Origin of the sequence: Allobosea sp. Tri-44, assembly GCF_004123845.1 — a bacterium.
Taxonomy (GTDB): Bacteria; Pseudomonadota; Alphaproteobacteria; order Rhizobiales; family Beijerinckiaceae; genus Allobosea.
In genome coordinates, this window is the sequence record NZ_NBDP01000007.1 from 179,736 (window position 1) to 204,935 (window position 25,200).

The window sequence follows — 25,200 nt, forward strand, 5'->3', positions numbered from 1 at the left end:
AAATGATTTCCAATCTTAATCAAAACGAGGGCGGGGACGAGTGACGATCGCAGCGGTCGAGCGCGCATTCAAACTGCTGGAGGCGCTCGCGGGCGAAGCCGATGGCGCCGACCTGACCGTGCTTGCCGAGCGACTCGACCTGCCGGTCAGCGCGACCCACCGGCTGCTCGCGACACTCGCTGAGCGCGGTTTCGTCACCCAGGATGCGCAGTCGGGCGCCTATGGATTGACGCTGAAACTGTCCCAGCTCGCCTTCCGCAATCTCGACCTGCGCGGCCTGCCCGATGCCGGCCAGATCGTCCTCGACGAGCTCGCCCGCACGACCCGCGAATATTGCCGCCTCGCCGTGGTGGAAGGCGAAAACCTGACCTGGATCGCGCGCGCCCAGGGCGCTACCGCCGGTCTGCGTTACGAGCCGCCCATGGGGATGGGCATCGTCCTGCACGCCACCGCGACCGGCAAGGCCTGGCTCGCCTCGCTGCCGGAGGCGGAGGCACTGCGCATCGTCTGCGCGCGCGGTTTCGACGCGGAGGGCCGCGCCGGTCCGAACGCGCTCGGGGACGTCGACGCCTTGCGCAAGCATCTCGCCGAGACCCGCAGCCGCGGTTTCGCCCTCGCCGTCGAGGAGGGCGAGATCGGCACCGTCGCGATGGCGACGACTTTCCGCGCCGGGCCCGATACGGGAGCGCCGATTGCAGGCACGCTCAGTGTCGCCGGCCCATTGCCGCGCATGCAGGAGGCGCGTCGCAGCGAGGTCGCGGCGGCGCTCGCCACCGCAGCCCGGAACATGGCTGAGATCTGGCCGCTGAGGCGGCGACAGATCGGACCACTGCCGGCCGTTTCGACAGGGGCATCCGGACAAACGATGCCGACAGAGACATCAACATGAGCAGCGACAGCGCAACCAGTGCGACCACAGGGACGACGCCGCAGGCCTCCGGCAACGCCGCCGCCTGGGTCTCGGCCATCGCCTGGCCCCTGGCGAGCTTCGCCGTGCTGCTCGTCGCCTGGCAGCTCCTGGTACCGATGGCCGGCATCCCCGAATACATCCTGCCCGTGCCGAGCGCCTTCTTCGAGCGGCTCTGGATCGACCGGGCGCTGATCTTCCAGCACACACTGGTGACGGCGAACGAGATCGTGCTCGGCTTCCTGATGGCGGCGGTGATCTCGATCCCGCTCGGCTACGTCATCGTCTCGGTCAGGCTGCTGGAGAAGGCGATCTACCCGGTCATCGTCTTCTTCCAGCTCGTGCCGAAGATCGCGATCGCGCCGCTCTTCGTCGTCTGGTTCGGCTTCGGCCTGTTCCCGAAGGTGCTGCTGACCTTCCTGCTCTGCTTCTTCCCGACGCTGGTCGCGAGCATGACGGGCTTTCGGGCGCTGGATGAGCGCGTGCTTTACCTGACGCGCTCGATGGGCGCTTCGGCCTGGCAGACCTTCCGCTATGTCCGGGTGCCGGCGGCCCTCACTTATATCTTCTCGGGGCTGAAGGTCTCGGCCGTGTTTGCGGCGACCGGCGCCATCGTCGGCGAGTTCGTCGGCGCCAATGCCGGCCTCGGCTACCTGCTTTTGCGCGGCACGAGCTTCCTCGACATGCCGTTGATCTTCGCCTGCCTGGTGGCGCTCTCCGTCGTCGGCATCCTGTTCAGCTATCTCGTCGATGGGCTCGAGGTGCTTCTGATGCCCTGGCAGCGCAAGGGCTGAAACTTACGAAATCGACCATCAATCCGGGCAAACCGGAACCACAGGGAGAACGACCATGCTGAGAAGGACATTGCTCACCGCCGCCGCCATGCTGGCGCTCGGCACGAGCGGCGCGCTCGCCCAGGCCGGCGGCAAGCCGATGAAGATCACGCTGAACTTCCTCGCGGCCGCCCCCAATGCCGGCTTCATGATGGCCAAGCAGATGGGCCTTTACGAGAAGGCCGGCATCAACCTGACGATCGAAGAGGGCAAGGGCTCGGGTACGACCGCGCAGATGGTCGCGACCGGCCAGGCCGATGTCGGCTTCGCCGACGCACCGGCCGCGATGCAGCTACGCACCAAGGGCGCGCCGGTGAAGATCATAGCGCCAGTGCTGCAGACCAATGGCTTTGCCATCATCTCGCTGGAAGAGAGCGGCATCGCCTCGCCCAAGGACCTCGTCGGCAAGAAGCTCGCGGTCCAGCCCGGCACGGCGCAGACCATTCTGCTCGACGCCATCCTCGCCTCCAACCAGATCGACAAGAGCAAGGTCGATATCATCAACATCGATCCCGGCGCCTTCGTCGGCGCGCTGCTGGAGAAGAAGGTCGACGCCATCCTCGGCGGCGCCGACTTCCATTCGGTGCAGATCCGCGAGCGCGGCTTCAAGGTCCGCGACCTCTTCTACCGCGATGTCGGCGTGCCGACGGTCGGCCTGTCGATCATCGCCCGCGACGACCGGATCAAGGCCGATGCCGAGCTCTACAAGAAGTTCGTCGAGGCGAGCCTGCAGGGCTGGGACGCCGCCCGCAAGAACCCTGACGCCGCCGCCGACGCCGTCGTGGCGCAATTTCCCTCGGTGAAGAAGGCGCAGGTGCTGGCGCAGTTCGACGTGGTCAACAAGCTGCTCTGCGCGCCCGGCGCCCCCTCGCTCGGCAAGGTGCCGGAGAAGAACTGGAGCGTGAGCTTCGACCTGCTGACGCAGTATCTCGGCCTGCCCAAGGACAAGTCGATCACCGACTACTACACGACCGAGCTGCTGCCGGCCTCGGCGCCGGCCTGTCCGTAATCGACGAGGGCAAGGCATGACTGCAGCAGCCGTCTCTCCCGCCGCCTCGATCCAGGGGCGCGGAATCGTCAAGAGCTTCGGCGGCTTCACGGCCGTCGACGGGCTGACGCTCGACATCAGGAGCGGCGAGTTCGTCAGCCTGATCGGCCCGTCCGGCTGCGGCAAGAGCACGTTCATGCTGATGGCGGCCGGGCTGATCCCGACCAGCGGCGGGGAATTGCTGGTCAACGGCAAGCCTCTGAGCGAGCCGCTCACCGATATCGGCATCGTCTTCCAGGACCATCTGCTGCTCGAATTCCGGACGGCGCTGGAGAACGTCATGCTGCAGGCCGAGATCCGTGGCCTGCCGCTGGCGCCGGCGAAGGAGCGGGCGCTCGAACTCTTCGCCAAGCTCGGCATCAGCCATGCCGCCGACCGCTATCCGAAACAGCTCTCCGGCGGCATGCGCCAGCGCGTCTCGATCGCCCGCGCGCTGATCCACAACCCGTCGGTGCTGATGATGGACGAGCCCTTCGGGGCGCTCGATGCGATCACCCGCACGCAGATCCGGCACGACCTCGAAGTGCTCTGGCTGGAGACGGCCAAGACCGTCGTCTTCATCACCCATTCGATCGAGGAGGCGATCGGCCTCTCCGACCGGGTGCTGGTGATGTCGCCGACGCCGGGCCGGGTCGTCGACGAGATCAAGATCGAGTTACCCCGGCCCCGCCCCGCCCATCTCGGCGACTATCCGAGCTTCAACGCCTATGCCGACCGCATCCACGACGCGTTCAGGCGGTTTGGCGTGATCAAGTACTAAACGCGTTATTCTCGGGCGAAGCGCAGCGCAGACCCGAGAATCTCGTGACGAGAAGGCGCCAACCGGAGCCTCCTCCGGCCTGAGATGCTCGGGACAAGCCCGAGCATGACGAGGTGTTACGGCCGCTTCGGGATTTCCAACCCACGCTGCACGGCCGGACGCGCCAGCCCGCGCTCCAGCCATTTCGGCACCAGCTTGAGCTTGTCGTAGTCGACCAACTCGCCGGCGGCGTAGTTCCCGATGAGATTGCGGACCCAACCGAGCGTCGCGATGTCGGCGATGGTGTATTCGTCACCCATCAGCCAGTCGCGGCCGGAAAGCCTGGTTTCGAGCACGCCGAGCAGGCGCTTGCTCTCATTGACGTAGCGGTCGCGCGGGCGTTTGTCCTCGTATTCGCGGCCGGCGAACTTATGGAAGAAGCCGAGCTGGCCGAACATCGGGCCGATGGCCGCCATCTGGAAGAAGACCCATTGCAGGGTCTCGTAGCGGCGGGCCGGATCGGTGGGCAGGAACTTGCCGGCCTTGTCGGCGAGGTAGACCAGAATCGCGCCTGACTCGAACAGAGCGAAGGGCTTGCCGCCCGGGCCATCGGGATCGAGGATTGACGGGATCTTGCCGTTCGGGTTGAGCGAGAGGAATTCCGGCGTCCAGCTCTCGTTCTTGCCGATGTCGATCATATGCGGCTCGTAGGCGATGCCGGTTTCCTCCAGCATGATCGAAACCTTCACGCCATTTGGCGTCGGCAGCGAATAGAGCTGCAGCCGGTCGGGATGCTGCGCCGGCCAGCGCAACGTGATCGGAAAACCGGAGAGATCGGACATCGGGGAAATTCCTCGGATGGCGGGCTTGGGGCCAGCGTTGCCGGCTCGCCCGATAGGCGGGACGCCAGTGGCGCGGGAGCCATGACGTTGCGGCGTAACTTGGGGCGGCGATGGAGGCGGCGCAACCGCGCGGAGCTTGCGGAAATGCCGACCGGCTCGGGCAGGAATCACATGTCGATGCTATGCTCGGCACCCTTATCGCCTTTCGCAGCTGCAAGGACTTCGCGATGACGCTTGCCCCGCTGCTAGCCGCGCCGGCCGTCATCCAGCTGCACGCCCTGGCGGCCCTGACCTCGCTGGCGGCCGGCCTGACGGTTCTCGTCCTGCGCAAAGGCACGGCGCGCCATCGCCTTATCGGCTGGGTCTTCGTCGCGGCAATGGCGGTAACGGCTGCGAGCTCGGCCTTCATCACCAGCGACGGGCACTACAGCGCGATCCACCTGCTCAGCGTGCTGACGATCGTGAACCTGCCCTATGCCATCATCATGCGCCGGCGCGGCAACATAGTCGCCCATCGCTCCGCCATGCTCTGGCTCTTCGCCGGCCTCGTCGTGGCCGGTGCCTTCACGCTCGTGCCGGGCCGCCTGATGAACAAGCTCGCCTTCGGCGAAGCCACCGCCGCGATACGTTAACGCGCTCGACAGCGCAGTAACGGCCGCTTAACGCCATCGGCAAAGTTAATCCGCCCGTGGCTTCCAGGACGCAGCCGGTCAACAAACCGTTCACCCAACGCCTCGCATTTGATCTGTCATGCGTCGCGTTCATCTCACCCTCATCGCGCTCGGCGTCATCGGCGTCGGCCTTGCCGGCTGCGGCAAGTTTCAGAAGCCGCAGCGCGCCGCCTGGCGAGACCAGGCCGAAGCCCAGTGCCTGGCCTCGCGCCAGGTGCAGCTCTCGGCCTATGTCAGCCTGCGCGAGAAGCCGATCGACGGGCCGGGCACCTGCGGCATGGAGAAGCCGCTGCGCGTCGCCGCCTTCGCCAATGGCAGCGTGGCGCTGACCAGCAATGCGACGCTCGCCTGCCCCGTGGTCGCGACCACCGACAAATGGTTCACCGAGGTGGTGCAGCCAGCGGCGATGAACGTGCTGGGTGCGCAGGTGATCGAGATCCGTGCCGGCTCCTATTCCTGCCGTGCCATGAACAACGGCACCGGCACCAGCCGGACCTCAGAGCACGCCTTTGGCAACGCCGTCGACGTCTTCTCCTTCCGGCTGAATGACAATCGCGTCGTCACCGTCAAGGATGGCTGGCGTGGCTCCCCAGAGGAGCAGGCCTTCCTGCGCGAGATCTTCGTCGGCGCCTGCGAACATTTCTCGACGGTGCTCGGCCCCGGTGCCGACGCCTTCCACTACGACCATTTCCACATCGACCTGGCGCGCCATTCCAAGGGCCGGCACATCTGCAAGCCGGTGATCAAGTACGAGCCCAACTACAACCTGCCGCCGCCGGACCCGGCGCGGCCGGACCGCATGGCGCTGCAACAGCAGCAGCAGGATACACGTCAGACGCTGCCCCCGCCGATGGTGGCTGGTGGCTCGGGCGGGCTGCTGCGCCAGCCGAGCGGCGGCCTGCGCCCGCCAGGCGCCGTCGATGGCGGCTACTCCGTCGCCCATCGATCCGGCCAGGGCGGGCTCGACGGCCAGCGGCGCTACATCGAGGAAGGTCCGCAGCAGGCGAGCCCGCGCTACCAGCCGCAACAGGCGCCGAGCGAGATGCGCGGCCCGTTGCAGCTGCCGGGCTCGGTGCCGCCGACCGAGGAGCTGATCGTCGGCGACGACGAAGGCAATGGCATCATCGATGAGGCGGGCGAGAACGAGCCGCCGATCAACCCACGCAACGATCCCTTCGCCTATCGGCCGCAAGGCCAACAGACGGGATCGCTCCGGCGGTAAAGGCGGCGCGATCCCAAGCGGAACGCCGCCATCATCGCTCAGGCGAACAGCCTTCAGGCCTTCGTTACCTCCTGAGCAGCTTCATCGATCAGCCCTGCCACCTCCCCCGCCCGCGAGGCCAGGGAAGCGTGGCTGGCATCAAGCGCGAGGATGCGCCGCGGCTTCATCCGTTCGGCCATGCGATGCTGGTTGTCGGGATGGATCATCCGGTCATCGGTGGAGAGCTGGTACCAGCTTGGTTTCTTCTTCCAGGCCGGGGCTGTGATCGTATCGCCGAAGGTGCTCGCCAGCGGCGCCTTCTGCGCGACCGCCATTGCGAGGGCTTCATCGGCGCTCAGATCCTGGCAGAAGCTCTCATGGAACTTGTCGTAGTTGATCCAGAGATAGCCATCGCTGTCGGGAGCGAGATTGGCGATCGCCGCCGGCGGGGTCGCCTGGCTGATGCCGCCGGGGCTCTCGCCGGCATCCGGCGCGAAGGCGGCGATATAGACGAGGCCGACGACGTTCGGCAGGTCACCGGCTTCGGTGATGACGGCGCCGCCATAGGAGTGGCCGACCAGCAGGACCGGGCCCGCCTGCTGCTTCACCATCTTGCGCGTGCGCTCGGCATCGTCGGCGAGCGAGGTCAGCGGCATCTCGACCGCCCGCAGCTCGGCATGGCCCTTGCGCGCCAGCTCGACGATGACCTTGCTCCAATGAGCGGCACCGCCCCAGAAACCGTGAACCAGAACGATGGTCGGCTTGGCACTCATCATGCCCTCCTCTGATCGGCAGCATAGCCGCGCGGGCAGAACGCCCCGCGCCCAGCCAAGCTGGAGCGCCACTATGACAGAGGAAAGGTGGGCCGGACTATCCTGCTAGCGCGACACCAGCACCTGCCGGCACTCGGCCGGCAAAGCGTCGAGCGACATCGGCGGCTTGGGCTTCGGCTTGGGGCCGGGTTTCGGCTTGGGCGGGTTGAAGATCGCCTGATGCTGGCGCTCGATCCAGCCGGAGAGTTCCTCGCCGCAGCCGTCACCGAAATTGGGCGGCTCCTGGCCGTCGCAGCCCTCGACGCCGGGCGGACAGCTCAGCCTGATGTGGAAATGATAGTTGTGGCCCCAGATCGGCCGAACCTTGTTCAGCCACGTCCGGTCCGAGCCGGCCTCGCGGCAGAGTGCGACCTTGAGCGCCGGATTGACGAAGATGCGCTCGACCCTGGGCTCGCTGGCGGCAGCCTTGATCAGGCGGGTATGGGCCGGCGTCCAGTTTTTCGGATCGACGTCGCGCCAGTCGGAGCGGGCCATGTTGGTCGCGGCCATGTTCTCGCGATCATCGCTGTCGAGCCGCTTCCGTGGCATCGGCGTCAGCCAGACATCGGCGTCGAGCCCAATCTGGTGCGAGGCATGGCCGGTCAGCATCGGCCCGCCGCGCACCTGCGAGATGTCGCCGACGAGCAAGCCGGACCAGCCGGTGATCTTAGGCACCTCGCGGGCGAAGCGCTCGAGGAAGGAAATCAGCTCGGGATGGCCCCAGTTGCGATTGCGGGCGAGCCGCATCACCTGCCAGTTCTCGCCGTCGACCGGCAGCGCCGTCGCCCCCGCCAGACAGCCGCGGGCATAGGAACCGATGGCGCGCGCCCGCAGCGCGGCCGGCGTGGTCTTCTGGCCGAACAGGGCGCGGGCTGCGTCAGGGTAGGCCGCGATATTGGCGGCACGGGTCTTGGCTTCCGCCTCGGCGGTGGATTGCGCGTGAGCCGGTCCGGCCGAGATCAGCATCGGCAGAAGAATCAGGCAGGCGAAGCGGGATAAGAGCTGCATGGCGCAGACTCGCAGGCCACTCGCGGTCAGGTCAAGCACAGCCTGATCAACGAACTGGACAGGCAGAAATTCAGCCGGCAACCTCCGCCGCGCCAGAAAGCAGACAGCAAGCCCGGCGCTGGCAAGCGGAGGAGACATTTGACCATGAGCCGTTTCACACTCGATCGCCGCGCGCTGCTCGGCGGGCTAGGCGCCACGCTTGCCCTGCCCGCAGCCGGTCACGCGCAGGGCGCCTGGCCACAGGGACGCACGCCGAAGCTGGTCGTGCCGTTCACGCCCGGCGGGGCGACCGATATCCTCGGCCGGCTGGTCGCCGACAAGGTCGGACAGGCGCTCGGCGCGACTTTCGTGGTCGAGAACCGTCCCGGTGCCGGCGGCAATATCGGCGTCGAGGCGGTGGCGCGGGCCGAGCCGAACGGCGACACGCTATTGATCGTCTCGGTCGGCCTCGTCGCCAATCCAGCGCTCTACGCCAAGGTCAATTACGATCCACTGACCGATTTTGTGCCGATCACCATGGTGGCGCTGGTGCCCAATCTGCTCGTGATCAGCCCCGCCCTGAAGGTCAAGGACACGGCCGAGCTGATCACCTATGGCAAGGCCAATCCGGGCAAGCTGACCTATGCCTCATCCGGCGTCGGCACCTCGATCCACCTCGCCGGCGAACTCTTCCAGAAGCTGACCGGGATCAAGATGGTGCATGTGCCCTATCGCGGCTCGGCCCAGGCGATGCAGGACCTGATCGGCGGGCGCGTCGACCTGATGTTCGACAACATCACCGCCGCACTGCCCCAGGTTCGTGCCGGCACGGTGCGCGGCTTCGGCGTCACCACGGCGCAGCGCGCGCCGACCGCCTCCGAATTCGCGCCGATCAACGATCTCGTGCCGGGCTTCGACGTCTCCTCATGGTTCGCCCTGTTCGCGCCGGCGAAGACGCCGCAGGCGATCATCGACCGGCTGCAGGCCGAGACCAAGGCCGCGATCGCCGACCCGGTCGTGCGCGGCAAGATGGACCAACTCGCGGCCCAGCCGGTCGGCAACACGCCGACGGAGCTTGCCGCCTTCGTCCGCGTCGAGCAGACGAAATGGGTGGGGCTGATCCGCGAGGTTGGCATCAAGGCGGAGTGACCGGGAACTTACCGTTCGCGCCCGACGTTCTTTGGACGCTCGCCCGTCGATAGCGACGAGGCGGCGGACGGAAGAAGGGGCGCGAGCCATGTCCACACTCCTCATCATCATCCTGCTTATCGTCCTGCTTGGCGGCGGCGGATATTACGGACATCGCAGCTATGGCGGCGCCGGACTCGGCGGCGTGATCGGCCTCGTGCTGACGATCGTGATCGTGCTCTGGCTGCTCGGAGCGCTCGGCGGCCCGGTCGTCCGGGTCTGAGCGCTTACCGTCATTGCGAGCGTCAGCGAAGCAATCCAGAGGGACATAGAACTCTGCCGCCCCTGGATTGCTTCGTCGCTACGCTCCTCGCAATGACGGCAACACCTGGGCCCTGCGCTCAGGACGCCAGTTTCCAGACCAGCATGGCGGCGGCGAGATCCTCGAGCGCGGTGCCGACCGATTTGAACAGGGTGACGTCGTCGCGCTCGGCGGCGGCATCGTACTCGCCGCGGCAGAGACCGGCCAGTGTTCCGGAGACCTGTTCCGCCGTGTAGGCGCCGGCCTTGATCGCGACGGCGACATCCCCGCCTTCATGCAACGCAGCCTGCGTATCGACGAAGACATGGGCGCGCTGCAGCGCCTCGTCATCGGCCTCGCGCATCGACAGGTTGAAAGCGCCGACCAGGTCGAGATGGGCGGTGCGCTTCAGCCAGCGGCCGTGGATCAACGGTTCGCGTGACAGCGTCGCGCAGGAGATGAGATCGGCCTGCCGCGCCTCGGCTTCCAGGTTCTCGGCGACGCGCGCCTCGATGCCGTCGCGCGCCAGTTCAGCCACCACTTCGGCGGCTGCTTCCGGGCGACGCGCCCAGATCGCGATGTCCTCGAAGGTGCGTACGCTGCGATGCGCCTTGACCAGGAACGCCGAGAGGGCACCGGCGCCCACCATCAGCATGCGTCTGGTATCGGGCCGTTCCAGCATGCGCGAGGCGAGCGCGGATGCTGCCGCGGTCCGCCACAGCGTCAGCCGGGCGCCATCCAATGCGGCAAGCGGCGCACCGGTCGCGCCATCCATCAGCATATAGGTGCCCATCACGCTCGGCTGGCTCAGCGCGGCATTGCCTGGGAAGACCGTGACGACCTTGGTGCCAAGAAAGGCCGGGTTCGCCTCCGGCGCCGTCCAGGCCGGCATCAGCAGAAGCGTCGCCGCCGCATCCGGCCGCTCGATCTCGTGATGGTGGCGCACCGGCGTGACGATATCGCCACGGAAGGCCTCGGCGAGCGCATCGATCAAAGCGGGGAAGTTGAGCAGGCCGTCGATCTCGGCCGCAGAGAAGAACCGCATGGCAGCTGCTTCAGATGCGGCTGGTCAGCGCCGGCAGCGCCGAATCCGGCACCGCGGCGCGCAGCGACTGCGCCTCACCGCGCAGCTTCTCGGCCTCGCGGCGGTTGACCCTGGCAGCCTTGCGATGCTTGCCCTGCGCCAGCCAGGAGGCGAAGCCGCCGATCAGGATGCCGATGGCGATGGCAGCGAGGACCACGGCAAACAGCGGCAGATCGAAGGCGAGTGCCGGCGCATCGCGGCTGATCGGATCGAGCGAAACCCGGACGGGCGCGCGGTTCGCCACCGAGAACAGCACCACGAGAAGTGCGACCGGGACGAGCACCAGCGCCTTGAAGAAAGCCTTCATTCCGCTCCTCCAGCCGGCTCAGCCGGCCTTGCCGTTCAGCCGCATGCGCAGCTCCTTGCCAGTCTTGAAGACCGGCACGAACTTCTGATCGACCTTGACGGAGTCGCCGGTGCGCGGATTGCGACCGACACGGGCGGCACGCTCCTTGGTCGAAAAGGCGCCGAAGCCGCGCAGTTCGACACGATCGCCGCGCGCCAGCGCCTTGACGATCTCGTCGAGGATCGAGCCGACAATGTTCTCGATGTCGCGCTGATAGAGGTGAGCGTTGCGCTCGGCGATGCGCTGGACGAGTTCTGATTTTATCATGGGTCCAATATAACCGCTTGTAACATCGTCACTTTTCGACGGCAGGCTGCCAGAGCGCCAAGGGCGCGTCAAGCCGCAGTCCGACCGGGATTTCGGCCGCGCGCGCAAACAGCGCGGCAGCCGCCTCCAGGCCCGCCGCACGCGCCAGCGCCTCGCCGGCGCTCCACAGGCCGTAGGAGGAGGATTCGCTGCGGCGGCGCCAGTCACGCACCGGCAGCGACTTGCCGACGCCCTTCTCGCGTTCGAGCCAGGCAATCGCCTCCAACTCGCCACCGATCTCGTCGACGAGCTTGAGCGTAACCGCCTGGCGGCCCGAATGGACGCGCCCGTCGGCAACCTTGGCGACTTCGGCCTCGCCGAGCTTGCGGCGCTCGCCGACCAGCCGCTTGAACCAGTCGTAATTATCCGCGATGACGCGCGCGATCTCGGCGGCGGCTTCAGGCGAAGTCGGCTCGAGGCCGCTTGGAGCAGCCTTCAGAGGGCTCGAGCGGGTGATCTCGAACTTGACGCCGATCGTGTCGAGCAGCCTGGCGACATTGGGAATCTGGGCGATCACGCCGATCGAGCCGACGGGAGAGGTCTGGCGCGCGACGATGCGCTCGCTGCCGAGAGCGACGATATAGCCGCCGGACGCAGCCATCCCGTCGACCACCGCGACGACCGGCTTCTTTGCGGCAAGCCGGCGGATCGCCTCGTACAGCGCTTCCGAGCCGGTCACGGTGCCGCCCGGGCTGTCGATGCTGAGCAGCACCGCGCTGGCGCGGCTGTCCTCCAGCGACTTGATCAGATCGAGCGTGCGACGGTCGCCGGAGATGAAGCCGGAAATCGTGACGCGGGCGATGTGCGCCTGCGCGGTGCTGCCCGGCAGGCGCCCGCTCCAGACGAGCGCGCCGGCGACGGCCAGAACGACGACGCCGGCAAGCGCAAGCAACCGCCAGAGCGAGAGCTTACGCCGCAGGCTGCGGCGATCGGCGAGCAGATCGGCATCGGACGACATCACGGCGGCTCCGGTTAGAGTCGGATTCGACCCGGGCGCAACGACCCGATCGATCAATCCCTCTCTCATCTTCAGATAGAGACCGCTTTTTCCGATCACCTTGCGATGCAAGCTGATCGGAGCGGGCTCTAGAGGCCTGTGGTGTAGCTCCGCGGTGCCGGGGCGGCAAGGCGGCAGTTGTCGCGCCGACAGCCGTGGCGGCGCTGCACGATCGTTCAAGACAGGGCGACGACGAATGCCGAGCATACCGGCACCTTGATCGGAGCCCTGCCGAGATGCCTGAAAACACCTATCGCGCCATCAATTTCGCCGAGAAGCTCGGCCAGATTCACGAGCGATGGCAGCCGCGCGTTCTGGCGGAACTCAACGACTACCAGATCAAGATCGTCAGGATCGAAGGCGACTTCATCTGGCATGACCACCCCGAGACCGATGAAGCCTTCATCGTGCTCGAGGGCTCGTTGCGGATCGACTTCCGCGACGGTTCGGTCACGGTCGGTCCTGGTGAAATGTTCGTCGTGCCCAAGGGCAAGGAGCACAAGCCCTTCGCCGAAAAGGAGGTCCGCATGCTGCTGATCGAGCCGCGCGGCACACTTAACACCGGCCATGAGGGCGGCGCGCGAACGGCGCAGAACGATCGCTGGATCTGAGCGGTCTCAGGCCGCAGCCAGCGCCTGCTGCCGGTCGAGCGCCAGTAGGGCGAGCCCGCTCGCGACAGAACGGAAGGCGTCGCCGATATGAATGCGCTCCGGGCTGAAGCGACGGTCGAACAGGGCGCGCACCGCCGGGACATAGGAGGTGCCGCCAGTCATGAACACCGCTTCGATCCGATCGGCCTCGACCCCGGCGGCGGACAGCGCCTCATCGAGCGCGCCCTCGATCGCCGCGACATCCTCGGCAATCCAGCGCTCGAACAGGGTCCGCGTCACCGTGCGGTCGATCCGGACGCCCATCTGGTCGAAGGTGAGCTGCGCCTCCTCCTGCGCGGAAAGCGCGATCTTGGTCGCCGAGACGGCGCGATAGAGCTCGTAGCCGAGATCATATTCGATCACCGTCATCAGGTCCTCGAGCCTGCCAGGCTCAACCGCGTCGCGGATCAGCGCCCTGAGCTCGGTCATGGTCTCGCGGCTCTTCATCAGCGAAAGCCGGTGCCATTGCGCGAAGGCGGCGTGGTAATGCGCCGGGATCGGCAGGCGCTTGCCGAAGGAGAGATAGTCCGAGCCCTTGCCGAGCAGCGGCGAGACCGCATGCTCGATGATGCGGTAGTCGAAGCTGTCGCCGGCGATGCCGACACCGGCATGGGAGAGCGGAACCGCCTGGAGCCGGCCCGCGCCGCCAGGCTCGAAACGCATCACCGAGAAATCGCTGGTGCCGCCACCGAAATCGGCGACCAGCATGGTCTGCGGGGTCTTGAGCTCGCGGGCGTACCAGTAGGCGGCGCCGAGCGGCTCATAGGCGAAGTCCACCGTCGGCATGCCGGCCCTGCCATAGGCGGCCGAGAGACGCGAGAGCGCCAGCGCCTCGTCAGGCCGATCGCCAGCGAAGACAACCGGGCGGCCGGAGAGGACGGCGCGTTCGCCGAGATCGTCGAGGCCGGCGGAGAGGTCCTTCAGGAAAACCGCGATCAGATCCTCCAGCCGGAAGAGCTTGCCGAACAGGCGGGTCTCCTGGAAGGCGCGGCTCGACAGATAGGTCTTCAGCGATTGCAGGAAGCGATGCTCGGTCGTCATCCCGAGCGCCATGTCGAGCGCGTCCGGGCCGCTGACATGGGTAACGTGGGAATTGGGCGGCCTGCCTTCGCGCCAGAACATCAGGGCCGAGCGATAGGCGTCGACGGCACCCTGCTTCGTCGCGAAGCTGCGGGTCGTCACCGAACCATCAGGACGTGCGAGCGCGACCACGCTGTTGGTGGTGCCGAAATCGATCCCGATCGCCGCGTCGTCCATTGCCGTGCTCCATTTGCCGAAACAAAAGCCCGCGCGGATTTCTCCGCGCGGGCCGATGGATTGGTCAGGCCGCGAGACGCGGCCCGATGATCACTTCTTCTCGGTCGTCGCCTTCTTGAGGGCCGCGCCGAGGATGTCGCCGAGCGAGGCGCCGGAGTCGGCGGAGCCGTACTGGGCCATCGCCTCCTTCTCCTCGGCCATTTCCAGAGCCTTGATCGAGACCTGGATCTTGCGGGCCTTCTTGTCGAAGAGAATGACGCGGGCGTCGACCTTCTCGCCGGCCGCGAAGCGCTCGGGGCGCTGCTCGGCACGATCACGCGCGATTTCGGCGCGCTTGATGAAGGTCGTCATGTCCGTGCCGGCGATCTTGACGTCGAGACCACCGTCCTTGACGTCGACGATCTCGCAGGTCACGACCTGGCCCTTCTTGAACTCGCCGGCATCCACGAAGGGATCGCCGCCGAGCTGCTTCAGGCCGAGCGAGATGCGCTCCTTCTCGACGTCAACATCGAGGACGACCGCCTGCAGCATGTCGCCCTTCTTGTACTCCTCGATCACCTGCTCGCCCGGACGGTTCCAGTCCAGGTCCGACAGATGGATCATGCCGTCGATGTCGCCCTCGAGCCCGAGGAACAGACCGAACTCGGTCTTGTTCTTGACCTCGCCCTCGACCACGGCACCCGACGGATGCTGCTCGGCGAAGACCTCCCACGGATTGCGGAGGGTCTGCTTCAGGCCGAGCGAGATGCGGCGCTTGACCTGATCGACCTCGAGGATCGCGACGTCGACTTCCTGCGAGGTCGAGACGATCTTGCCGGGGTGGACGTTCTTCTTGGTCCAGGACATCTCGGAGACGTGGATGAGGCCTTCGATGCCCGGCTCCACTTCGACGAACGCGCCGTAGTCCGTGATGTTGGTGACGCGACCCTTCAGGCGGGTACCGACCGGGTAGCGGGCGGCAATGCCATCCCACGGATCGGCCAGCAGCTGCTTGATGCCCAGCGAGATGCGGTGCGTCTCCTGGTTGATCTTGATGATCTTGACCTTGACCGTCTGGCCGATGGTCACGACCTCGGACGGATGGTTGACGCGGCGCCAGGCCATGTCGGTCACGTGCAGCAGGCCGTCAATGCCGCCGAGATCAACGAACGCACCGTATTCGGTGATGTTCTTGACGACGCCGTCGATGACCTGGCCCTCTTCGAGCGAGGCGACCAGCTCGGAGCGCGCCTCGGCGCGGGTCTCTTCGAGCACGGTACGACGCGAGACGACGATGTTGCCGCGGCGACGATCCATCTTGAGGATCTCGAAGGGCTGCGGCTGGCCCATCAGCGGGCCGACGTCGCGGATCGGGCGGATGTCGACCTGCGAACGCGGCAGGAACGCGACGGCGCCGTCGAGATCGACGGTGTAGCCACCCTTTACCGTGTTGAAGATGTTGCCCATGACCTTCTCGCGGGCCTCGAACGCCTTCTCGAGCTTGACCCAGCTCTCTTCGCGGCGGGCCTTGTCGCGCGAGATGACGGCTTCGCCGAGCGCGTTCTCGATCCGGTCGAGATAGACCTCGACTTCGTCGCCGACCTTGAGCTCCTCATCCCGGCCCGGGCCGGTGAATTCCTTGAGCGCGACGCGACCTTCGGTCTTCAGACCGACGTCGATGATCGCCATGTCCTTCTCAATGGCAACGACCTTGCCCTTGATGACGGTACCTTCGAGGGCCTCGTTACGGGTGAACGATTCCTCGAGCAGGGCGGCGAAATCCTCGCGACCCGCGTGATAGCTTTCGACAGCTGACATAAATGCTCCTGAACGCCGGCCGCGTATCCCGCGGATGTCCGGCATGGCGCCGATTGGGTTGGTGTTGCACACCGGATCGATCCGCGCGGTGCTCCGCTCACGGAGCTTGCCGTCCCTCAGGACGGCGGCGCCTGGCCGCAGGGGCCGATCCGCATCCGACAGGCCGTTTTTCCAAACACGAAACGGGAGCAAGCCGATCGGCCGCCCCCGGCTGTGATCGATCACGGCCCTTCGGACGAGGCTGACCTAGCGATTTCTGCCGCCAGTTGCAAGTTGCGCAACCAGAATCCTGCCATCGCCTCGGGCAACAAAGGCGAGCGTACCGAACAACGCCTCGTCAAATGCCGGTCGCGCATGCGCGTAGCGACCTTGCGACCTGCCGGAAGGCTGCCGATCTTTCCCCGCGAAGCCCGGTCGCGAGCCGGCGCGATGCAAGGGAAGTCCCATATGTTCCCGCTCTCCATTCTCGACCTCGCCTTCATCGCCGAAGGCTCGACCGCAGCAAATGCCCTCCATAACAGCCGTGATCTCGCCCAGCATGCCGAAAGGCTCGGCTACACGCGCTTCTGGCTGGCCGAGCATCACAACATGACCGGCATCGCCAGCGCCGCGACCTCGGTCGCGATCGGCTATGTCGCCGAAGGCACCAGGACGATCCGCGTCGGCGCCGGCGGGATCATGCTGCCCAATCATTCGCCTTTGGTGATCGCCGAGCAGTTCGGCACGCTGGAGACGCTTTATCCCGGCCGGATCGATCTCGGGCTCGGCCGCGCGCCCGGCACCGACCAGCGCACCTGGCGGGCGCTGCGGCGCGAGGCCGACGCCTCCGAGCGCTTCCCCCAGGACGTGCTCGAATTGCAGGCGCTGCTCGGTCCGCTGCAGCCGGACCAGGTGATCCAGTCCGTGCCGGGCACCAATACCAATGTCCCGCTCTGGATCCTCGGCTCCAGCCTGTTCGGCTCGCAGCTCGCCGCAGTGCTCGGGCTGCCTTACGCCTTCGCCTCGCATTTCTCGCCGGACGCGCTAATGGACGCGCTCGCCGTCTATCGCGAGCGCTTCCAGCCCTCGGCCCAGCTCGACAGGCCCTATGCCATGGTCGGCTGCAACGTCATCGCCGCCGAGACCGATGCCGACGCACAGCACCTCTTCACCTCGGTGCAGCAGCGCTTCGCCGACATGCTGCGCGGGCGGCGCGGCCTGTTGCCGAGGCCGATCGACGACATCGAGGACTATTGGTCCGGCCCGGAGAAGGCGCAGGCGCAGCGCATGCTCTCCTGCTCCTTCGTCGGCTCGCGCGAGAGCGTGCGGGCGCAATTGCAGGCCTTCATCGAGAAGACGAAGGCCGACGAGCTGATCGTCGCCTCGGCCATCTTCGACCACGCCGCGCGCAAGCGCTCCTACGAGATCCTGGCCGAGATCCAGCCCGCGCTCGGACGTGCAGTCGTCGCGGCCTGAGCCGCTTTGACAAGGAGATAGATCGCCATGTGTCCTATACGACACACGGCGATCTAATGCGTCAGTTCAGCCCCGGTGCAGGCAGGTTTAGGCCGTCGAGCCCGGGCAGGTTCTGGAACTGGCGCTCGATCGCAGTCGGATCGATCACCTTCGGCTTGTCGAGCCAGTAGGTCACCATCTCCGGGAAGGCGATCATCAGCGCGACCAGGATGAGCTGCAGCACGATCCAGGGGATCGAGCCGAGATAGATGTCGCGGCTTTTCACCGTCGGCGGCGCGATGCCGCGCAGGTAGAACAGCGCAAAGCCGAAGGGCGGATGCATGAACGAGGTCTGGATGTTGGCGCAAATCAGGAGCCCGAACCAGATCAGGTTGATGTCGAGCTTCGCCGCCGCCGGCGTCAGCAGCGGGATGATGATGAAGGCGATCTCGAAGAAGTCGAGGAAGAAGGCGATGAAGAAGACGAACACCATGGTGAAGGCCAGGAAGCCGATCTGACCGCCGGGCAGGCCCGTCAGCATGTGCTCGATCCAGAGCCCGCCGCCGACACCCTGGAAGACCAGGCTGAAGACGCGCGCGCCGATCAGGATCATCGTCACCATCGCGGTGATGCGCATGGTCGAGGACATCGCCTGATAGGTCAGCTTCCAGGTCAGCGTGCGATACATAGCCGCCAGCACGAGCGCGCCGACCGCGCCCATCGCGCCCGCTTCCGTCGGGGTCGCCAGGCCCATGAAGATCGTGCCGAGCACGAGGAAGATCAGTGCCGCCGAGGGCACGATGCCGCGGACGCATTTGATCGCGAGCGCCCAGCCCTTGAGCGTGCGCGCCTCGGGCGGCAGCGCCGGGATATGCGCCGGCTTGAGGATGCTGAGGATCGCGACCCAGATGCAGAACAGCGCGACCTGAACGATACTGGGGCCGATCGCGCCGGCATACATGTCGCCGACCGACTTGCCCATCACGTCGGCGAGGACGACCAGCACCAACGAGGGCGGGATCAGCTGGGTGATGGTGCCGGAGGCCGCGATGACGCCGGTGGCGTGCTGCATGTTGTAGCCGTAGCGCATCATCACCGGGAGCGAGATCACGCCCATGGCGATCACCGAGGCAGCGACCGTGCCCGTGATCGCACCCAGGATCGCGCCGACGAAGATCACCGCATAGGAGAGCCCGCCACGGACGCTGCCGAAGAGCTGGCCGATCGAATCGAGCAGGTCCTCGGCGAGGCCGCAGCGCTCCAGCACCGCCCCCATGAAGGTGAAGAACGGGATCGAGAGCAAAAGGTCGTTCGAGATGATCGCGTAGAGCTGGAAGGTGAGGTTGCCCATGTACTGGGGCGCGATCACCCCCATCTCGATCGCGATGAAGCTGAAGAACAGCCCGACAGCCGCCAGCGAGAAGGCGGCGGGATAGCCGATCAGCAGGAAGACGATCAGGCCCCCGAACATCATGGGGCCGAGATTGGCGCGGATGGCGTCGATCATTGCAGCGGCTTCTCGTAAGCGTATTCGTGCTGGTGGAAGCCGCGCAGCGCTGCGGCGCGCTTGATCATCTCGGAGATGCCCTGCAGCAGGATCAGGCTGAAGCCGACCGGCAGGAGCAGGATCACCGGCCAGCGGATCAGGCCGCCGGCATTGCTGGAAGATTCATTCAGCACCCAGGACTGCACGAACCAGGGCCAGGTGAACCAGATCATCACCAGGCACATCGGCATCAGGAACACGGCGCCACCGACGAGATCGATCCAGTGCCGGACGCGGTCGGAGACAGCGCCGTAGAACAGGTCGACGCGGACGTGCTCGTTGACCCGCAGCGTATAGGCCGAGCCCAGGAGCACCATGCCCGCGAACATATACCATTGCAGCTCCAGCCAGGCATTGGAGCTGTAGGAGAAGATATAGCGGATCGTGGCGTTGCCGGCGCTGATCAGGCAGGCGAGCAGGACGAGCCAGCTTGCGATCACGCCAAGGGAGCTGCCAAGTTTATCAATCGCGCGCGCCAGGGGCATGAGCGGACGACAGAAGGTCCAGGCGATCCAGACCGCCGCTGCCATCCCGCCGACCGCGGCGAGCGCCAACCAAAGCTTGAACATTCAGGATTCCCCGGCGTCGCGCTGCGCCGCGCGGCAGCGCGGCCGGACGCCCCTCAGGCCCACCATTGCTTCTGCTCCCGGTTCCGGGCGCGTCCCCGCGCGCTTCTCGGACCTCGTCGCTAGCAGTTACGCGCTTAGCCGTTCCATGTCTGGAACCGAGCTATCGCATAGCCTCGGCATAGCCAGCAGCGTCGAGCTGCTCCTGCGTGCGAAGCCGGTAGCCTACGGAAAGTTCGGTCACCAGATAGGCCGGCCGCGCCGGGTCGGGCTCGATCTTGTCGCGCAGCTTCTTCATCAGGATGCGCAGATACTGCACGTCCTCGTCCGGATCCTGCGGCCAGAGTTCCTTCATCAGCTGGCGATGGGTGAGGACCTTGCCGTGGTGAATGCCGAGCACCCGCAGCAGGGCGAACTGCTTTGGCGACAGGACGACCGGGGCGCCGTCGAGGCTGACCATGCGTTGGGCGAAATCGAGCGTGAGCTTGCCGACGCGCAGCACCGGCTCGGCGGCGCCGGGCTGGGCGACGCGCCTGAGGACCACGCGCGCCCGGGCGAGCAATTCGGCCATGCCGAAGGGTTTGACGACATAATCATCGGCGCCCTTCTCGAGCAGCGAGACCTTCTCCTCCTCCGAGCTGCGGACCGACAGCACGATGACCGGGCCGGGGAACCAGCCGCGCAGGGCTTCGAGCACCGAGGCTCCGTCCGCGTCCGGCAGGCCGAGATCGAGCACGACAAGATCGGGCCGGCGCATAACCGCCAGTTCGAGCGCCTGCTTTGCCGTCTCGGCCTCGGCGATACGGAAGCCCTGCATCTCGAAGCCCGTCCTCAGGAAGCGCCGGATCTGCGGCTCGTCATCGATCACGAGCACGAGCGGACCAGCTTGCTGCCTCGGTTCAGTCATCGTCGGATTCCCCAACTCGTTGCACAGCGAGCGGCAGCCACAGCCGCATCGTCGTGCCTTTGCCCGGTCCCTCACTCAGCGGCTCGATGCTGCCGCCATTCGCCTCGACGAAGGTCTTGGCGATGGCGAGCCCCAGGCCGCTTCCCCCGGCAATATCGGCATGACGCTCGCCGCGATGGAAGCGCTCGAAAATCTGTTCCGCCTCGTGCCTGTCGAGCCCGGGCCCCTCGTCATGGACCGCAATGGCCAGCCTTCCGTCGTGCACGCCGGCGCTGATGGCGATTGGCGCGTCGCCCGGCGCGAACTTCGCGGCATTCTCCAGGATATTGATCAGCGCCTGCTCGATGAGCACCGGATCGACCCGGACAAAGGGGAGATCGCGCGCCAGCGCCAGCGTAACCTTGCGGCCGCTCAACCGCTCGGCGGTGCTATCCAGCGCGCCGTTGACGATATCGGCCGGGTCGATCTCGTCGAAGCGTGGCTGCAGGGCGCCGGCGCGGATGCGGGTGACGTCGAGCAGGTTCTGGATGCGCCGGTCGAGGCGTCCTGCTTCGGAGGCGATGGCTTTCGAGAGGTCGGACAGGCGCGGCTCGGCCGAGACCGCCGGCGCTGTCGACAGCACACTGGCGGAACCGAGAATGCTCGCCAGCGGCGTGCGCAATTCGTGCGAAACCGATTCCATCAGGATGTCGCGCAGAGCGTCGGTACGCTGCCGCAGCTGCCGCTCCTCGAGCGCGCGCGTCAGCCCCAGCCTTTCCAGCGAGCGTGCGCCCTCCTCCAGGATGGAGCGGGCACGGGCGACGATCTCGCCGCTCGGGTCGTGACTGTCACCGCCCATCGCGACCGCCAGGACCGCCTGGAGCGGGCCGGGTCGGCCGAGCCCGCAGAGGAGCCAGCGTCCGCCGGCCGGCAGATCGGCGACCGCGACATCGGGACTGCCGGGCTGGCCACGGCGTTCGGCGAAGCTAAGCGCCGCCTCGGCTAGCGTTGCAGCCGGCACCGCCAATGTCGGACGACCGATCGCATGCCAGGGCTGCCCATCGCCAGCAGCAAACAGCACGACCTCGCGCTCCAACGCCTCGGCCATATGGGCGGCGACGACGTCGTAGATCGCAGCGACGTCGCCAGCCCCGGCGATCTCGCTGCTGAGATCATAGAGCTGGCGGACGCGCCGCTCCTCCTCGCGCACCCGCAGCATCTGGGCACGCAGTTGCCCGGCAAGTCGCCCGATCGTCAGGGCGACGATCAGCGAGATGATGAGGTCGACGATCTGCGAGGGTCGCACCACCATGACGCTGAAGAGCGGTGGGTAGAACAGCGAGGTCATTACCGCGCCGAGGAGGGCGGCCGCGACGGCGGGGCCGGTACCGTACCAGACCGCCGCAACCAACCCCGGCAGCATGTAGATCGCCGAGACGCTTTCCAGCGGCGTCAGCACGACCATGATGACGGCAGGCAGCGTCGCCACGGCGACCAGACCAGCTGCCTTCAGATACGCAAGAGAATCGATGCGCGAGATCACGATGCTGGCTGCTTTAGCAGGTCCCGTGCCGCCTGCCGCACAGGAAACTCATCCGGCTAGGATGCGGCTGCGCGCAGCACTTAGTCAGCGTGCTCGGCTGCGATGAGATTGCCGCGCAAACGCACCATCTCCTCACGCAGATGGCGCTGCTCCTCGGGGACAAGCCCGGTGGCGCGCTGCATGCTGACCCTGACCGCCCTGCCCCGCTCGCGCAAAGCCCGCCCCTGCGCCGTCAGATTGATCCGGACCTGGCGTTCGTCCTGGGGGTCGCGCTGGCGCGTCACCGCGCCCATCGTCTCCAAGCGCTTCAGCAGCGGCGTCAGCGTGCTCGAATCGAGGAAGAGTTTTTCGCCGAGCTTGCCGACGGTCTGGTCGCCCTCCTCATAGAGCGCGACCAGCGCGATATACTGCGGATAGGTCAGCCCGAGCTCGTCGAGCAGCGGCTTGTAGACGCGGTTGAAGGCGAGATTGGTCGAATAGACCGCGAAACAGAGGAATTCGTCGAGCCCCGGCAGCCTGTCGGCGCCGGCGTGCTGAGCCGCCTGCCCTGAATCGCCCATCACGCACGTCTCCCGGCAAAGGATCGCTCACAGATATTTGACGCACGATTTATTTTCAAGCGATTGAGCGGCGCTTCGCTTTCGTTTACTTGTCGAGCGATCCAATCGCTCGACAAGTAAAATCGGAGTACGGCGATGACCCGCATCGTTCCCTTGACCGCCACGGCGTCCGCCCCGGGCCAGCAGCAAACCGCTCCGGCTCCACGCCGTCTGCTCGCTGCTGTGATGCTGGCGGCGGCGACGAGCTTCGCGATGGCCTGCAGCGCCTTCACCGGCCCGCGCAGCTACGGCTCCGCCCCGGTCGTGTCATCGAACCCGTCGCCACGGCGCGGCGCAGCCCGCTCCTGACGCCTCCGAGGAGACTTCCATGACCTTCGTTCTGGCCTATCTCGCCGGCATCCTGACCATCGCCAGCCCCTGCATCCTGCCGGTCCTGCCCTTCGTCCTGACGCGCGCCGGCCAGCCTTTCCGCAGCAGCACCTTGCCGATGCTGCTCGGCATGACCTTGGCTTTCGCCGCTGTGGCCAGTCTCGCCGCGGTCGCAGGCAGCTGGGCGATCGCGCTCAACAGCCACGGCCGCTCGGTCGCGCTCGGCCTCGTCGCCCTGTTCGGGCTGGCCCTGTTGTTCCCGGCTTTGGCGACACGCCTCGCCGCGCCGTTGACCGCGCTCGGCGAGAAGTTGACACGCATTGCGGGCGCTGACGGCCGCACCGATCTGCGGCCTGCGTCCTCCGCCCTGCTCGGCGTCGCCACCGGCCTGCTCTGGACGCCCTGCGCCGGGCCGGTGCTCGGCCTGATCCTCGCCGGCGCCGCTCTCGGCGGGCCGAGCCTGACCACCGCGCTCCTGCTCTTTGCCTATGCGGCTGGCGCGGCCACCGCGCTGGCAGCCGTCCTGCTGCTAGGCAACCGGCTGCTGGCGCGGGCCCGGCGGCCTGCTGCCCTGTTCGAGCCGCTGCGCCGCGGCCTCGGTGTCGCGGTGGTCGCGAGCACGATCGCGATCGCCTTCGGCTTCGACACCAGCGTCCTCACCCGCCTGTCGGCGCCGACCACGGCTGCGATCGAGCAGCGCCTCCTCGATATCGCGATGCCAGTTGCCCCGAGCCTCGTCACAACCGCGCAGGCACAGCCGGCAGCCAAGCCGCTGTTCGGCGCCAAGCAATGGCTCGACCGGGAGCCGCTCACCGCCGAGAGCGTTCGCGGCAAGGTCGTGCTGGTGAACTTCTGGACCTATTCCTGCATCAACTGCCTGCGTACGCTGCCTTATGTCCGCGCCTGGGCCGAGAAGTACAAAGACCGCGGCCTCGTCGTGGTCGGCGTGCACACGCCGGAATTCGCCTTCGAGAAGGACCCGAACAATGTGCGCAAGGCCGTCGCCGCGCTCGGCGTGAGCTATCCGGTCGCGATCGACAACGATTATGCGGTCTGGCGCGCCTTCGGCAACCAGGCCTGGCCTGCCCGCTACTTCATCGACGCGCAGGGTCGCACCCGGCATCACGAGTTCGGCGAGGGCGACTATGCAGCCTCCGAGCGGCTGATCCAGTCGCTGCTCGCCGAGGCCGGCGGCAAGGTCGAGCCCGGCATCGCCAAGGTTTCGGGCGAAGGCGCGCAAGGGGCGCCGGATTTCGCCAATCTGCGCTCGCCCGAGACCTATCTCGGCCATGCCCGCAGCAATGGCTTCGCCTCGCCGGGCGGCATCCGGGCTGATGCGCCGGCCACCTACGAGACCGCCACCTCCCCGCGCCTCAACCAGTGGAGCCTGTCGGGCACCTGGACGGTCGCCGGTGAATTCGCCACGTCGCAGCAGGCGGGCGGGCGGATCAACCACCGCTTCCATGCCCGCGACCTGCATCTGGTGATGGGCCGTGCGCCCGGCGGCCCGCCGGTCCGCTTCCGCGTCACCATCGACGGCGCCGCGCCTGGCAGCGCCCATGGCGCCGACATCGACGCCGACGGCTACGGCACGATCGGGGACGAGCGGCTCTACCAGCTGGTTCGCCAGGACGGGCCGGTGAAGGCCCGCGATTTCAGCATCGAGTTCCTCGACCCCGGCGCTCGCGCCTACGCCTTCACCTTCGGCTGACCACCGCCATTCGCCGGAAAAGACCACGGGAGGAAACCATGAAGCTCTATCTCAACAAAGTCTCGTCCGCGACCGCACGGGTGCGCATCGCGCTCGCCCTGAAGGGTCTCAAAGTGGAGGAAGAGCTCGTCACCATCTTCGGCGACGACGCCGCCAGCCGGAGACCGGAGTATCGCGCACTCAATCCGCAAGGGCTGGTGCCGGCACTGCTCACCGATAGTGGCTGGCTGATCACGCAGTCATTGGCGATCATCGACTATCTCGACCAGATCGCTCCGGAGCCGCCGCTGCTGCCTGCCGAGCCGGAGCAGCGGGCCTTCGCACGCTCGGTCGCTCTCGCAATCGCAGCCGAGATCCACGCGCTGCTGCCGCCGCGCATCGGCGCCCGCCTGAGAAGCCTTCCCGGCGTCGGGCCCGAGGAGGTCGCGAGCTGGAACCGGCACTGGGTCAGCGAGGGCTTGAGCGCAGTCGAAGCGCTGATCGCACGGCGGCGCACCGGCCGCTTCGTCGTCGGCGACCGACCGTCCATCGCCGATATCGTGCTGTTCCCGCAGACGGTCGGCGCTGCCCGCATCGGGCTCGATACCGCGCAATGGCCGAACATTGCCGAGATTGCCGGCCATTGCCGTGCCATTCCCGCCTTCGCCGAGAATGCGCCGGTCTCGCCCAAGTAGCGGGC

27 protein-coding genes are annotated in these 25,200 nt (G+C 66.8%); 13 read left to right on the top strand and 14 right to left on the bottom strand.

Annotated elements, in window-relative coordinates:
- Positions 1 to 40 precede the first annotated feature (40 nt).
- The 4 genes from B6S44_RS07335 to B6S44_RS07350 are packed head-to-tail and all read left to right on the top strand — an operon-like array spanning position 41 to position 3,548.
- A complete protein-coding gene (locus B6S44_RS07335; protein WP_129156114.1) occupies positions 41 to 889 on the top strand; it encodes an IclR family transcriptional regulator in 849 nt (282 codons plus the stop codon).
- On the top strand, positions 886 to 1,701 hold the full coding sequence (locus B6S44_RS07340; protein ID WP_129156116.1) for an ABC transporter permease: 816 nt from the start codon (positions 886 to 888) through the stop codon (positions 1,699 to 1,701). Before B6S44_RS07335 ends, B6S44_RS07340 begins: the two co-directional genes overlap by 4 nt.
- A 55-nt stretch (positions 1,702 to 1,756) precedes the next feature.
- Positions 1,757 to 2,749: an ABC transporter substrate-binding protein gene (locus B6S44_RS07345; protein WP_129156118.1), complete on the top strand. Its 993-nt coding sequence runs from the start codon at positions 1,757 to 1,759 to the stop codon at positions 2,747 to 2,749.
- A 16-nt stretch (positions 2,750 to 2,765) separates the two neighbouring features.
- Complete coding sequence (locus B6S44_RS07350; protein WP_129156120.1) at positions 2,766 to 3,548, top strand: ABC transporter ATP-binding protein; 783 nt, start codon at positions 2,766 to 2,768, stop codon at positions 3,546 to 3,548.
- 116 nt (positions 3,549 to 3,664) lie between these two features.
- Here the strand turns inward: B6S44_RS07350 and B6S44_RS07355 are convergent, their stop codons facing one another.
- Positions 3,665 to 4,369, bottom strand: a complete 705-nt coding sequence (locus B6S44_RS07355) for a glutathione S-transferase N-terminal domain-containing protein (protein WP_129156121.1) — start codon at positions 4,367 to 4,369, stop codon at positions 3,665 to 3,667.
- Between the two features lie 227 nt (positions 4,370 to 4,596).
- Between B6S44_RS07355 and B6S44_RS07360 the strand changes: the two genes are divergently transcribed.
- Positions 4,597 to 5,001 carry a DUF2306 domain-containing protein gene (locus B6S44_RS07360; protein WP_129156123.1) on the top strand — a complete coding sequence of 135 codons (405 nt, stop codon included), beginning with the start codon at positions 4,597 to 4,599 and terminating at the stop codon, positions 4,999 to 5,001.
- A 118-nt stretch (positions 5,002 to 5,119) separates the two neighbouring features.
- Complete coding sequence (locus tag B6S44_RS07365) at positions 5,120 to 6,262, top strand: extensin-like domain-containing protein (RefSeq protein ID WP_129156125.1); 1,143 nt, start codon at positions 5,120 to 5,122, stop codon at positions 6,260 to 6,262.
- Positions 6,263 to 6,315: 53 nt separating this feature from the next.
- Here B6S44_RS07365 and B6S44_RS07370 read toward each other — a convergent pair whose 3' ends face one another.
- Together B6S44_RS07370 and mepA are read right to left on the bottom strand one after the other, a co-directional pair.
- On the bottom strand, positions 6,316 to 7,014 hold the full coding sequence (locus B6S44_RS07370) for an alpha/beta hydrolase (protein WP_129156127.1): 699 nt from the start codon (positions 7,012 to 7,014) through the stop codon (positions 6,316 to 6,318).
- 105 nt (positions 7,015 to 7,119) lie between these two features.
- Positions 7,120 to 8,061, bottom strand: a complete 942-nt coding sequence (gene mepA, locus B6S44_RS07375) for a penicillin-insensitive murein endopeptidase (RefSeq protein WP_129156129.1) — start codon at positions 8,059 to 8,061, stop codon at positions 7,120 to 7,122.
- Positions 8,062 to 8,205: 144 nt separating this feature from the next.
- On the opposite strand from mepA, the gene B6S44_RS07380 reads away from it, so the two are divergent.
- A complete protein-coding gene (locus B6S44_RS07380; RefSeq protein WP_129156131.1) occupies positions 8,206 to 9,189 on the top strand; it encodes a Bug family tripartite tricarboxylate transporter substrate binding protein in 984 nt (327 codons plus the stop codon).
- 88 nt (positions 9,190 to 9,277) lie between these two features.
- Positions 9,278 to 9,451 (top strand): DUF3309 family protein, encoded by a 174-nt coding sequence (locus tag B6S44_RS07385; protein WP_129156132.1) that lies wholly within the window; start codon positions 9,278 to 9,280, stop codon positions 9,449 to 9,451.
- A gap of 118 nt (positions 9,452 to 9,569) precedes the next feature.
- Here the strand turns inward: B6S44_RS07385 and lhpI are convergent, their stop codons facing one another.
- The 4 genes from lhpI to sppA are packed head-to-tail and all read right to left on the bottom strand — an operon-like array spanning position 9,570 to position 12,163.
- Positions 9,570 to 10,514 carry a bifunctional Delta(1)-pyrroline-2-carboxylate/Delta(1)-piperideine-2-carboxylate reductase gene (gene lhpI / locus B6S44_RS07390; RefSeq protein ID WP_129156134.1) on the bottom strand — a complete coding sequence of 315 codons (945 nt, stop codon included), beginning with the start codon at positions 10,512 to 10,514 and terminating at the stop codon, positions 9,570 to 9,572.
- 10 nt (positions 10,515 to 10,524) lie between these two features.
- Entirely contained in the window at positions 10,525 to 10,860 is a 336-nt protein-coding gene (locus B6S44_RS07395; RefSeq protein ID WP_129156136.1) for a LapA family protein, read from the bottom strand.
- An 18-nt stretch (positions 10,861 to 10,878) separates the two neighbouring features.
- A complete protein-coding gene (gene ihfB, locus B6S44_RS07400; RefSeq protein WP_129156138.1) occupies positions 10,879 to 11,166 on the bottom strand; it encodes an integration host factor subunit beta in 288 nt (95 codons plus the stop codon).
- Positions 11,167 to 11,194: 28 nt separating this feature from the next.
- Positions 11,195 to 12,163, bottom strand: a complete 969-nt coding sequence (sppA, locus tag B6S44_RS07405) for a signal peptide peptidase SppA (protein ID WP_129156140.1) — start codon at positions 12,161 to 12,163, stop codon at positions 11,195 to 11,197.
- 275 nt (positions 12,164 to 12,438) lie between these two features.
- On the opposite strand from sppA, the gene B6S44_RS07410 reads away from it, so the two are divergent.
- A complete protein-coding gene (locus B6S44_RS07410) occupies positions 12,439 to 12,813 on the top strand; it encodes a cupin domain-containing protein (RefSeq protein WP_129156142.1) in 375 nt (124 codons plus the stop codon).
- Positions 12,814 to 12,819: 6 nt separating this feature from the next.
- Here the strand turns inward: B6S44_RS07410 and B6S44_RS07415 are convergent, their stop codons facing one another.
- Together B6S44_RS07415 and rpsA are read right to left on the bottom strand one after the other, a co-directional pair.
- Positions 12,820 to 14,109 (bottom strand): Hsp70 family protein, encoded by a 1,290-nt coding sequence (locus B6S44_RS07415; RefSeq protein WP_129156144.1) that lies wholly within the window; start codon positions 14,107 to 14,109, stop codon positions 12,820 to 12,822.
- Positions 14,110 to 14,199: 90 nt separating this feature from the next.
- On the bottom strand, positions 14,200 to 15,906 hold the full coding sequence (rpsA, locus tag B6S44_RS07420) for a 30S ribosomal protein S1 (RefSeq protein WP_129156146.1): 1,707 nt from the start codon (positions 15,904 to 15,906) through the stop codon (positions 14,200 to 14,202).
- Positions 15,907 to 16,353: 447 nt separating this feature from the next.
- Here rpsA and B6S44_RS07425 point away from each other — a divergent pair, with 447 nt between their 5' ends.
- Complete coding sequence (locus B6S44_RS07425) at positions 16,354 to 17,361, top strand: LLM class flavin-dependent oxidoreductase (RefSeq protein WP_129156148.1); 1,008 nt, start codon at positions 16,354 to 16,356, stop codon at positions 17,359 to 17,361.
- Between the two features lie 61 nt (positions 17,362 to 17,422).
- Here B6S44_RS07425 and B6S44_RS07430 read toward each other — a convergent pair whose 3' ends face one another.
- The 5 genes from B6S44_RS07430 to B6S44_RS07450 form a co-directional block, all read right to left on the bottom strand.
- On the bottom strand, positions 17,423 to 18,847 hold the full coding sequence (locus B6S44_RS07430) for a TRAP transporter large permease (protein ID WP_129156150.1): 1,425 nt from the start codon (positions 18,845 to 18,847) through the stop codon (positions 17,423 to 17,425).
- Entirely contained in the window at positions 18,844 to 19,416 is a 573-nt protein-coding gene (locus B6S44_RS07435; protein WP_465246096.1) for a TRAP transporter small permease subunit, read from the bottom strand. The genes B6S44_RS07430 and B6S44_RS07435 overlap by 4 nt, the downstream gene beginning before the upstream one ends.
- Before the next feature lie 199 nt (positions 19,417 to 19,615).
- A complete protein-coding gene (locus tag B6S44_RS07440; RefSeq protein ID WP_129156152.1) occupies positions 19,616 to 20,359 on the bottom strand; it encodes a response regulator in 744 nt (247 codons plus the stop codon).
- Positions 20,352 to 21,881: an ATP-binding protein gene (locus B6S44_RS07445; RefSeq protein ID WP_129156154.1), complete on the bottom strand. Its 1,530-nt coding sequence runs from the start codon at positions 21,879 to 21,881 to the stop codon at positions 20,352 to 20,354. The genes B6S44_RS07440 and B6S44_RS07445 overlap by 8 nt, the downstream gene beginning before the upstream one ends.
- An 80-nt stretch (positions 21,882 to 21,961) precedes the next feature.
- Positions 21,962 to 22,441, bottom strand: coding sequence for a MarR family winged helix-turn-helix transcriptional regulator (locus B6S44_RS07450; protein ID WP_129156596.1), 480 nt, complete (start codon positions 22,439 to 22,441; stop codon positions 21,962 to 21,964).
- 135 nt (positions 22,442 to 22,576) lie between these two features.
- On the opposite strand from B6S44_RS07450, the gene B6S44_RS07455 reads away from it, so the two are divergent.
- Genes B6S44_RS07455 through maiA form a run of 3 tightly spaced genes read left to right on the top strand, consistent with a single transcriptional unit; the run spans position 22,577 to position 25,195 of the window.
- Positions 22,577 to 22,789, top strand: coding sequence for a hypothetical protein (locus B6S44_RS07455; RefSeq protein ID WP_129156156.1), 213 nt, complete (start codon positions 22,577 to 22,579; stop codon positions 22,787 to 22,789).
- Between the two features lie 19 nt (positions 22,790 to 22,808).
- The gene (locus B6S44_RS07460; RefSeq protein WP_129156158.1) at positions 22,809 to 24,521 is read left to right on the top strand and encodes a cytochrome c biogenesis protein DipZ; all 1,713 of its coding nucleotides are present in this window, start codon (positions 22,809 to 22,811) and stop codon (positions 24,519 to 24,521) included.
- 38 nt (positions 24,522 to 24,559) lie between these two features.
- Complete coding sequence (gene maiA / locus B6S44_RS07465) at positions 24,560 to 25,195, top strand: maleylacetoacetate isomerase (RefSeq protein WP_129156160.1); 636 nt, start codon at positions 24,560 to 24,562, stop codon at positions 25,193 to 25,195.
- The last annotated feature ends 5 nt before the right edge of the window (positions 25,196 to 25,200 follow it).

Coding starts and splice junctions, on each gene's coding strand:
- B6S44_RS07340 (WP_129156116.1), top strand. CDS start 886: ATGAGCAGCGACAGCGCAACCAGTGCGACCACAGGGACGACGCCGCAG.
- B6S44_RS07345 (WP_129156118.1), top strand. CDS start 1,757: ATGCTGAGAAGGACATTGCTCACCGCCGCCGCCATGCTGGCGCTCGGC.
- B6S44_RS07350 (WP_129156120.1), top strand. CDS start 2,766: ATGACTGCAGCAGCCGTCTCTCCCGCCGCCTCGATCCAGGGGCGCGGA.
- B6S44_RS07355 (WP_129156121.1), bottom strand. CDS start 4,369: ATGTCCGATCTCTCCGGTTTTCCGATCACGTTGCGCTGGCCGGCGCAG.
- B6S44_RS07360 (WP_129156123.1), top strand. CDS start 4,597: ATGACGCTTGCCCCGCTGCTAGCCGCGCCGGCCGTCATCCAGCTGCAC.
- B6S44_RS07365 (WP_129156125.1), top strand. CDS start 5,120: ATGCGTCGCGTTCATCTCACCCTCATCGCGCTCGGCGTCATCGGCGTC.
- B6S44_RS07370 (WP_129156127.1), bottom strand. CDS start 7,014: ATGAGTGCCAAGCCGACCATCGTTCTGGTTCACGGTTTCTGGGGCGGT.
- mepA (WP_129156129.1), bottom strand. CDS start 8,061: ATGCAGCTCTTATCCCGCTTCGCCTGCCTGATTCTTCTGCCGATGCTG.
- B6S44_RS07380 (WP_129156131.1), top strand. CDS start 8,206: ATGAGCCGTTTCACACTCGATCGCCGCGCGCTGCTCGGCGGGCTAGGC.
- B6S44_RS07385 (WP_129156132.1), top strand. CDS start 9,278: ATGTCCACACTCCTCATCATCATCCTGCTTATCGTCCTGCTTGGCGGC.
- lhpI (WP_129156134.1), bottom strand. CDS start 10,514: ATGCGGTTCTTCTCTGCGGCCGAGATCGACGGCCTGCTCAACTTCCCC.
- B6S44_RS07395 (WP_129156136.1), bottom strand. CDS start 10,860: ATGAAGGCTTTCTTCAAGGCGCTGGTGCTCGTCCCGGTCGCACTTCTC.
- ihfB (WP_129156138.1), bottom strand. CDS start 11,166: ATGATAAAATCAGAACTCGTCCAGCGCATCGCCGAGCGCAACGCTCAC.
- sppA (WP_129156140.1), bottom strand. CDS start 12,163: ATGTCGTCCGATGCCGATCTGCTCGCCGATCGCCGCAGCCTGCGGCGT.
- B6S44_RS07410 (WP_129156142.1), top strand. CDS start 12,439: ATGCCTGAAAACACCTATCGCGCCATCAATTTCGCCGAGAAGCTCGGC.
- B6S44_RS07415 (WP_129156144.1), bottom strand. CDS start 14,109: ATGGACGACGCGGCGATCGGGATCGATTTCGGCACCACCAACAGCGTG.
- rpsA (WP_129156146.1), bottom strand. CDS start 15,906: ATGTCAGCTGTCGAAAGCTATCACGCGGGTCGCGAGGATTTCGCCGCC.
- B6S44_RS07425 (WP_129156148.1), top strand. CDS start 16,354: ATGTTCCCGCTCTCCATTCTCGACCTCGCCTTCATCGCCGAAGGCTCG.
- B6S44_RS07430 (WP_129156150.1), bottom strand. CDS start 18,847: ATGATCGACGCCATCCGCGCCAATCTCGGCCCCATGATGTTCGGGGGC.
- B6S44_RS07435 (WP_465246096.1), bottom strand. CDS start 19,416: ATGGCAGCGGCGGTCTGGATCGCCTGGACCTTCTGTCGTCCGCTCATG.
- B6S44_RS07440 (WP_129156152.1), bottom strand. CDS start 20,359: ATGACTGAACCGAGGCAGCAAGCTGGTCCGCTCGTGCTCGTGATCGAT.
- B6S44_RS07450 (WP_129156596.1), bottom strand. CDS start 22,441: ATGGGCGATTCAGGGCAGGCGGCTCAGCACGCCGGCGCCGACAGGCTG.
- B6S44_RS07455 (WP_129156156.1), top strand. CDS start 22,577: ATGACCCGCATCGTTCCCTTGACCGCCACGGCGTCCGCCCCGGGCCAG.
- B6S44_RS07460 (WP_129156158.1), top strand. CDS start 22,809: ATGACCTTCGTTCTGGCCTATCTCGCCGGCATCCTGACCATCGCCAGC.
- maiA (WP_129156160.1), top strand. CDS start 24,560: ATGAAGCTCTATCTCAACAAAGTCTCGTCCGCGACCGCACGGGTGCGC.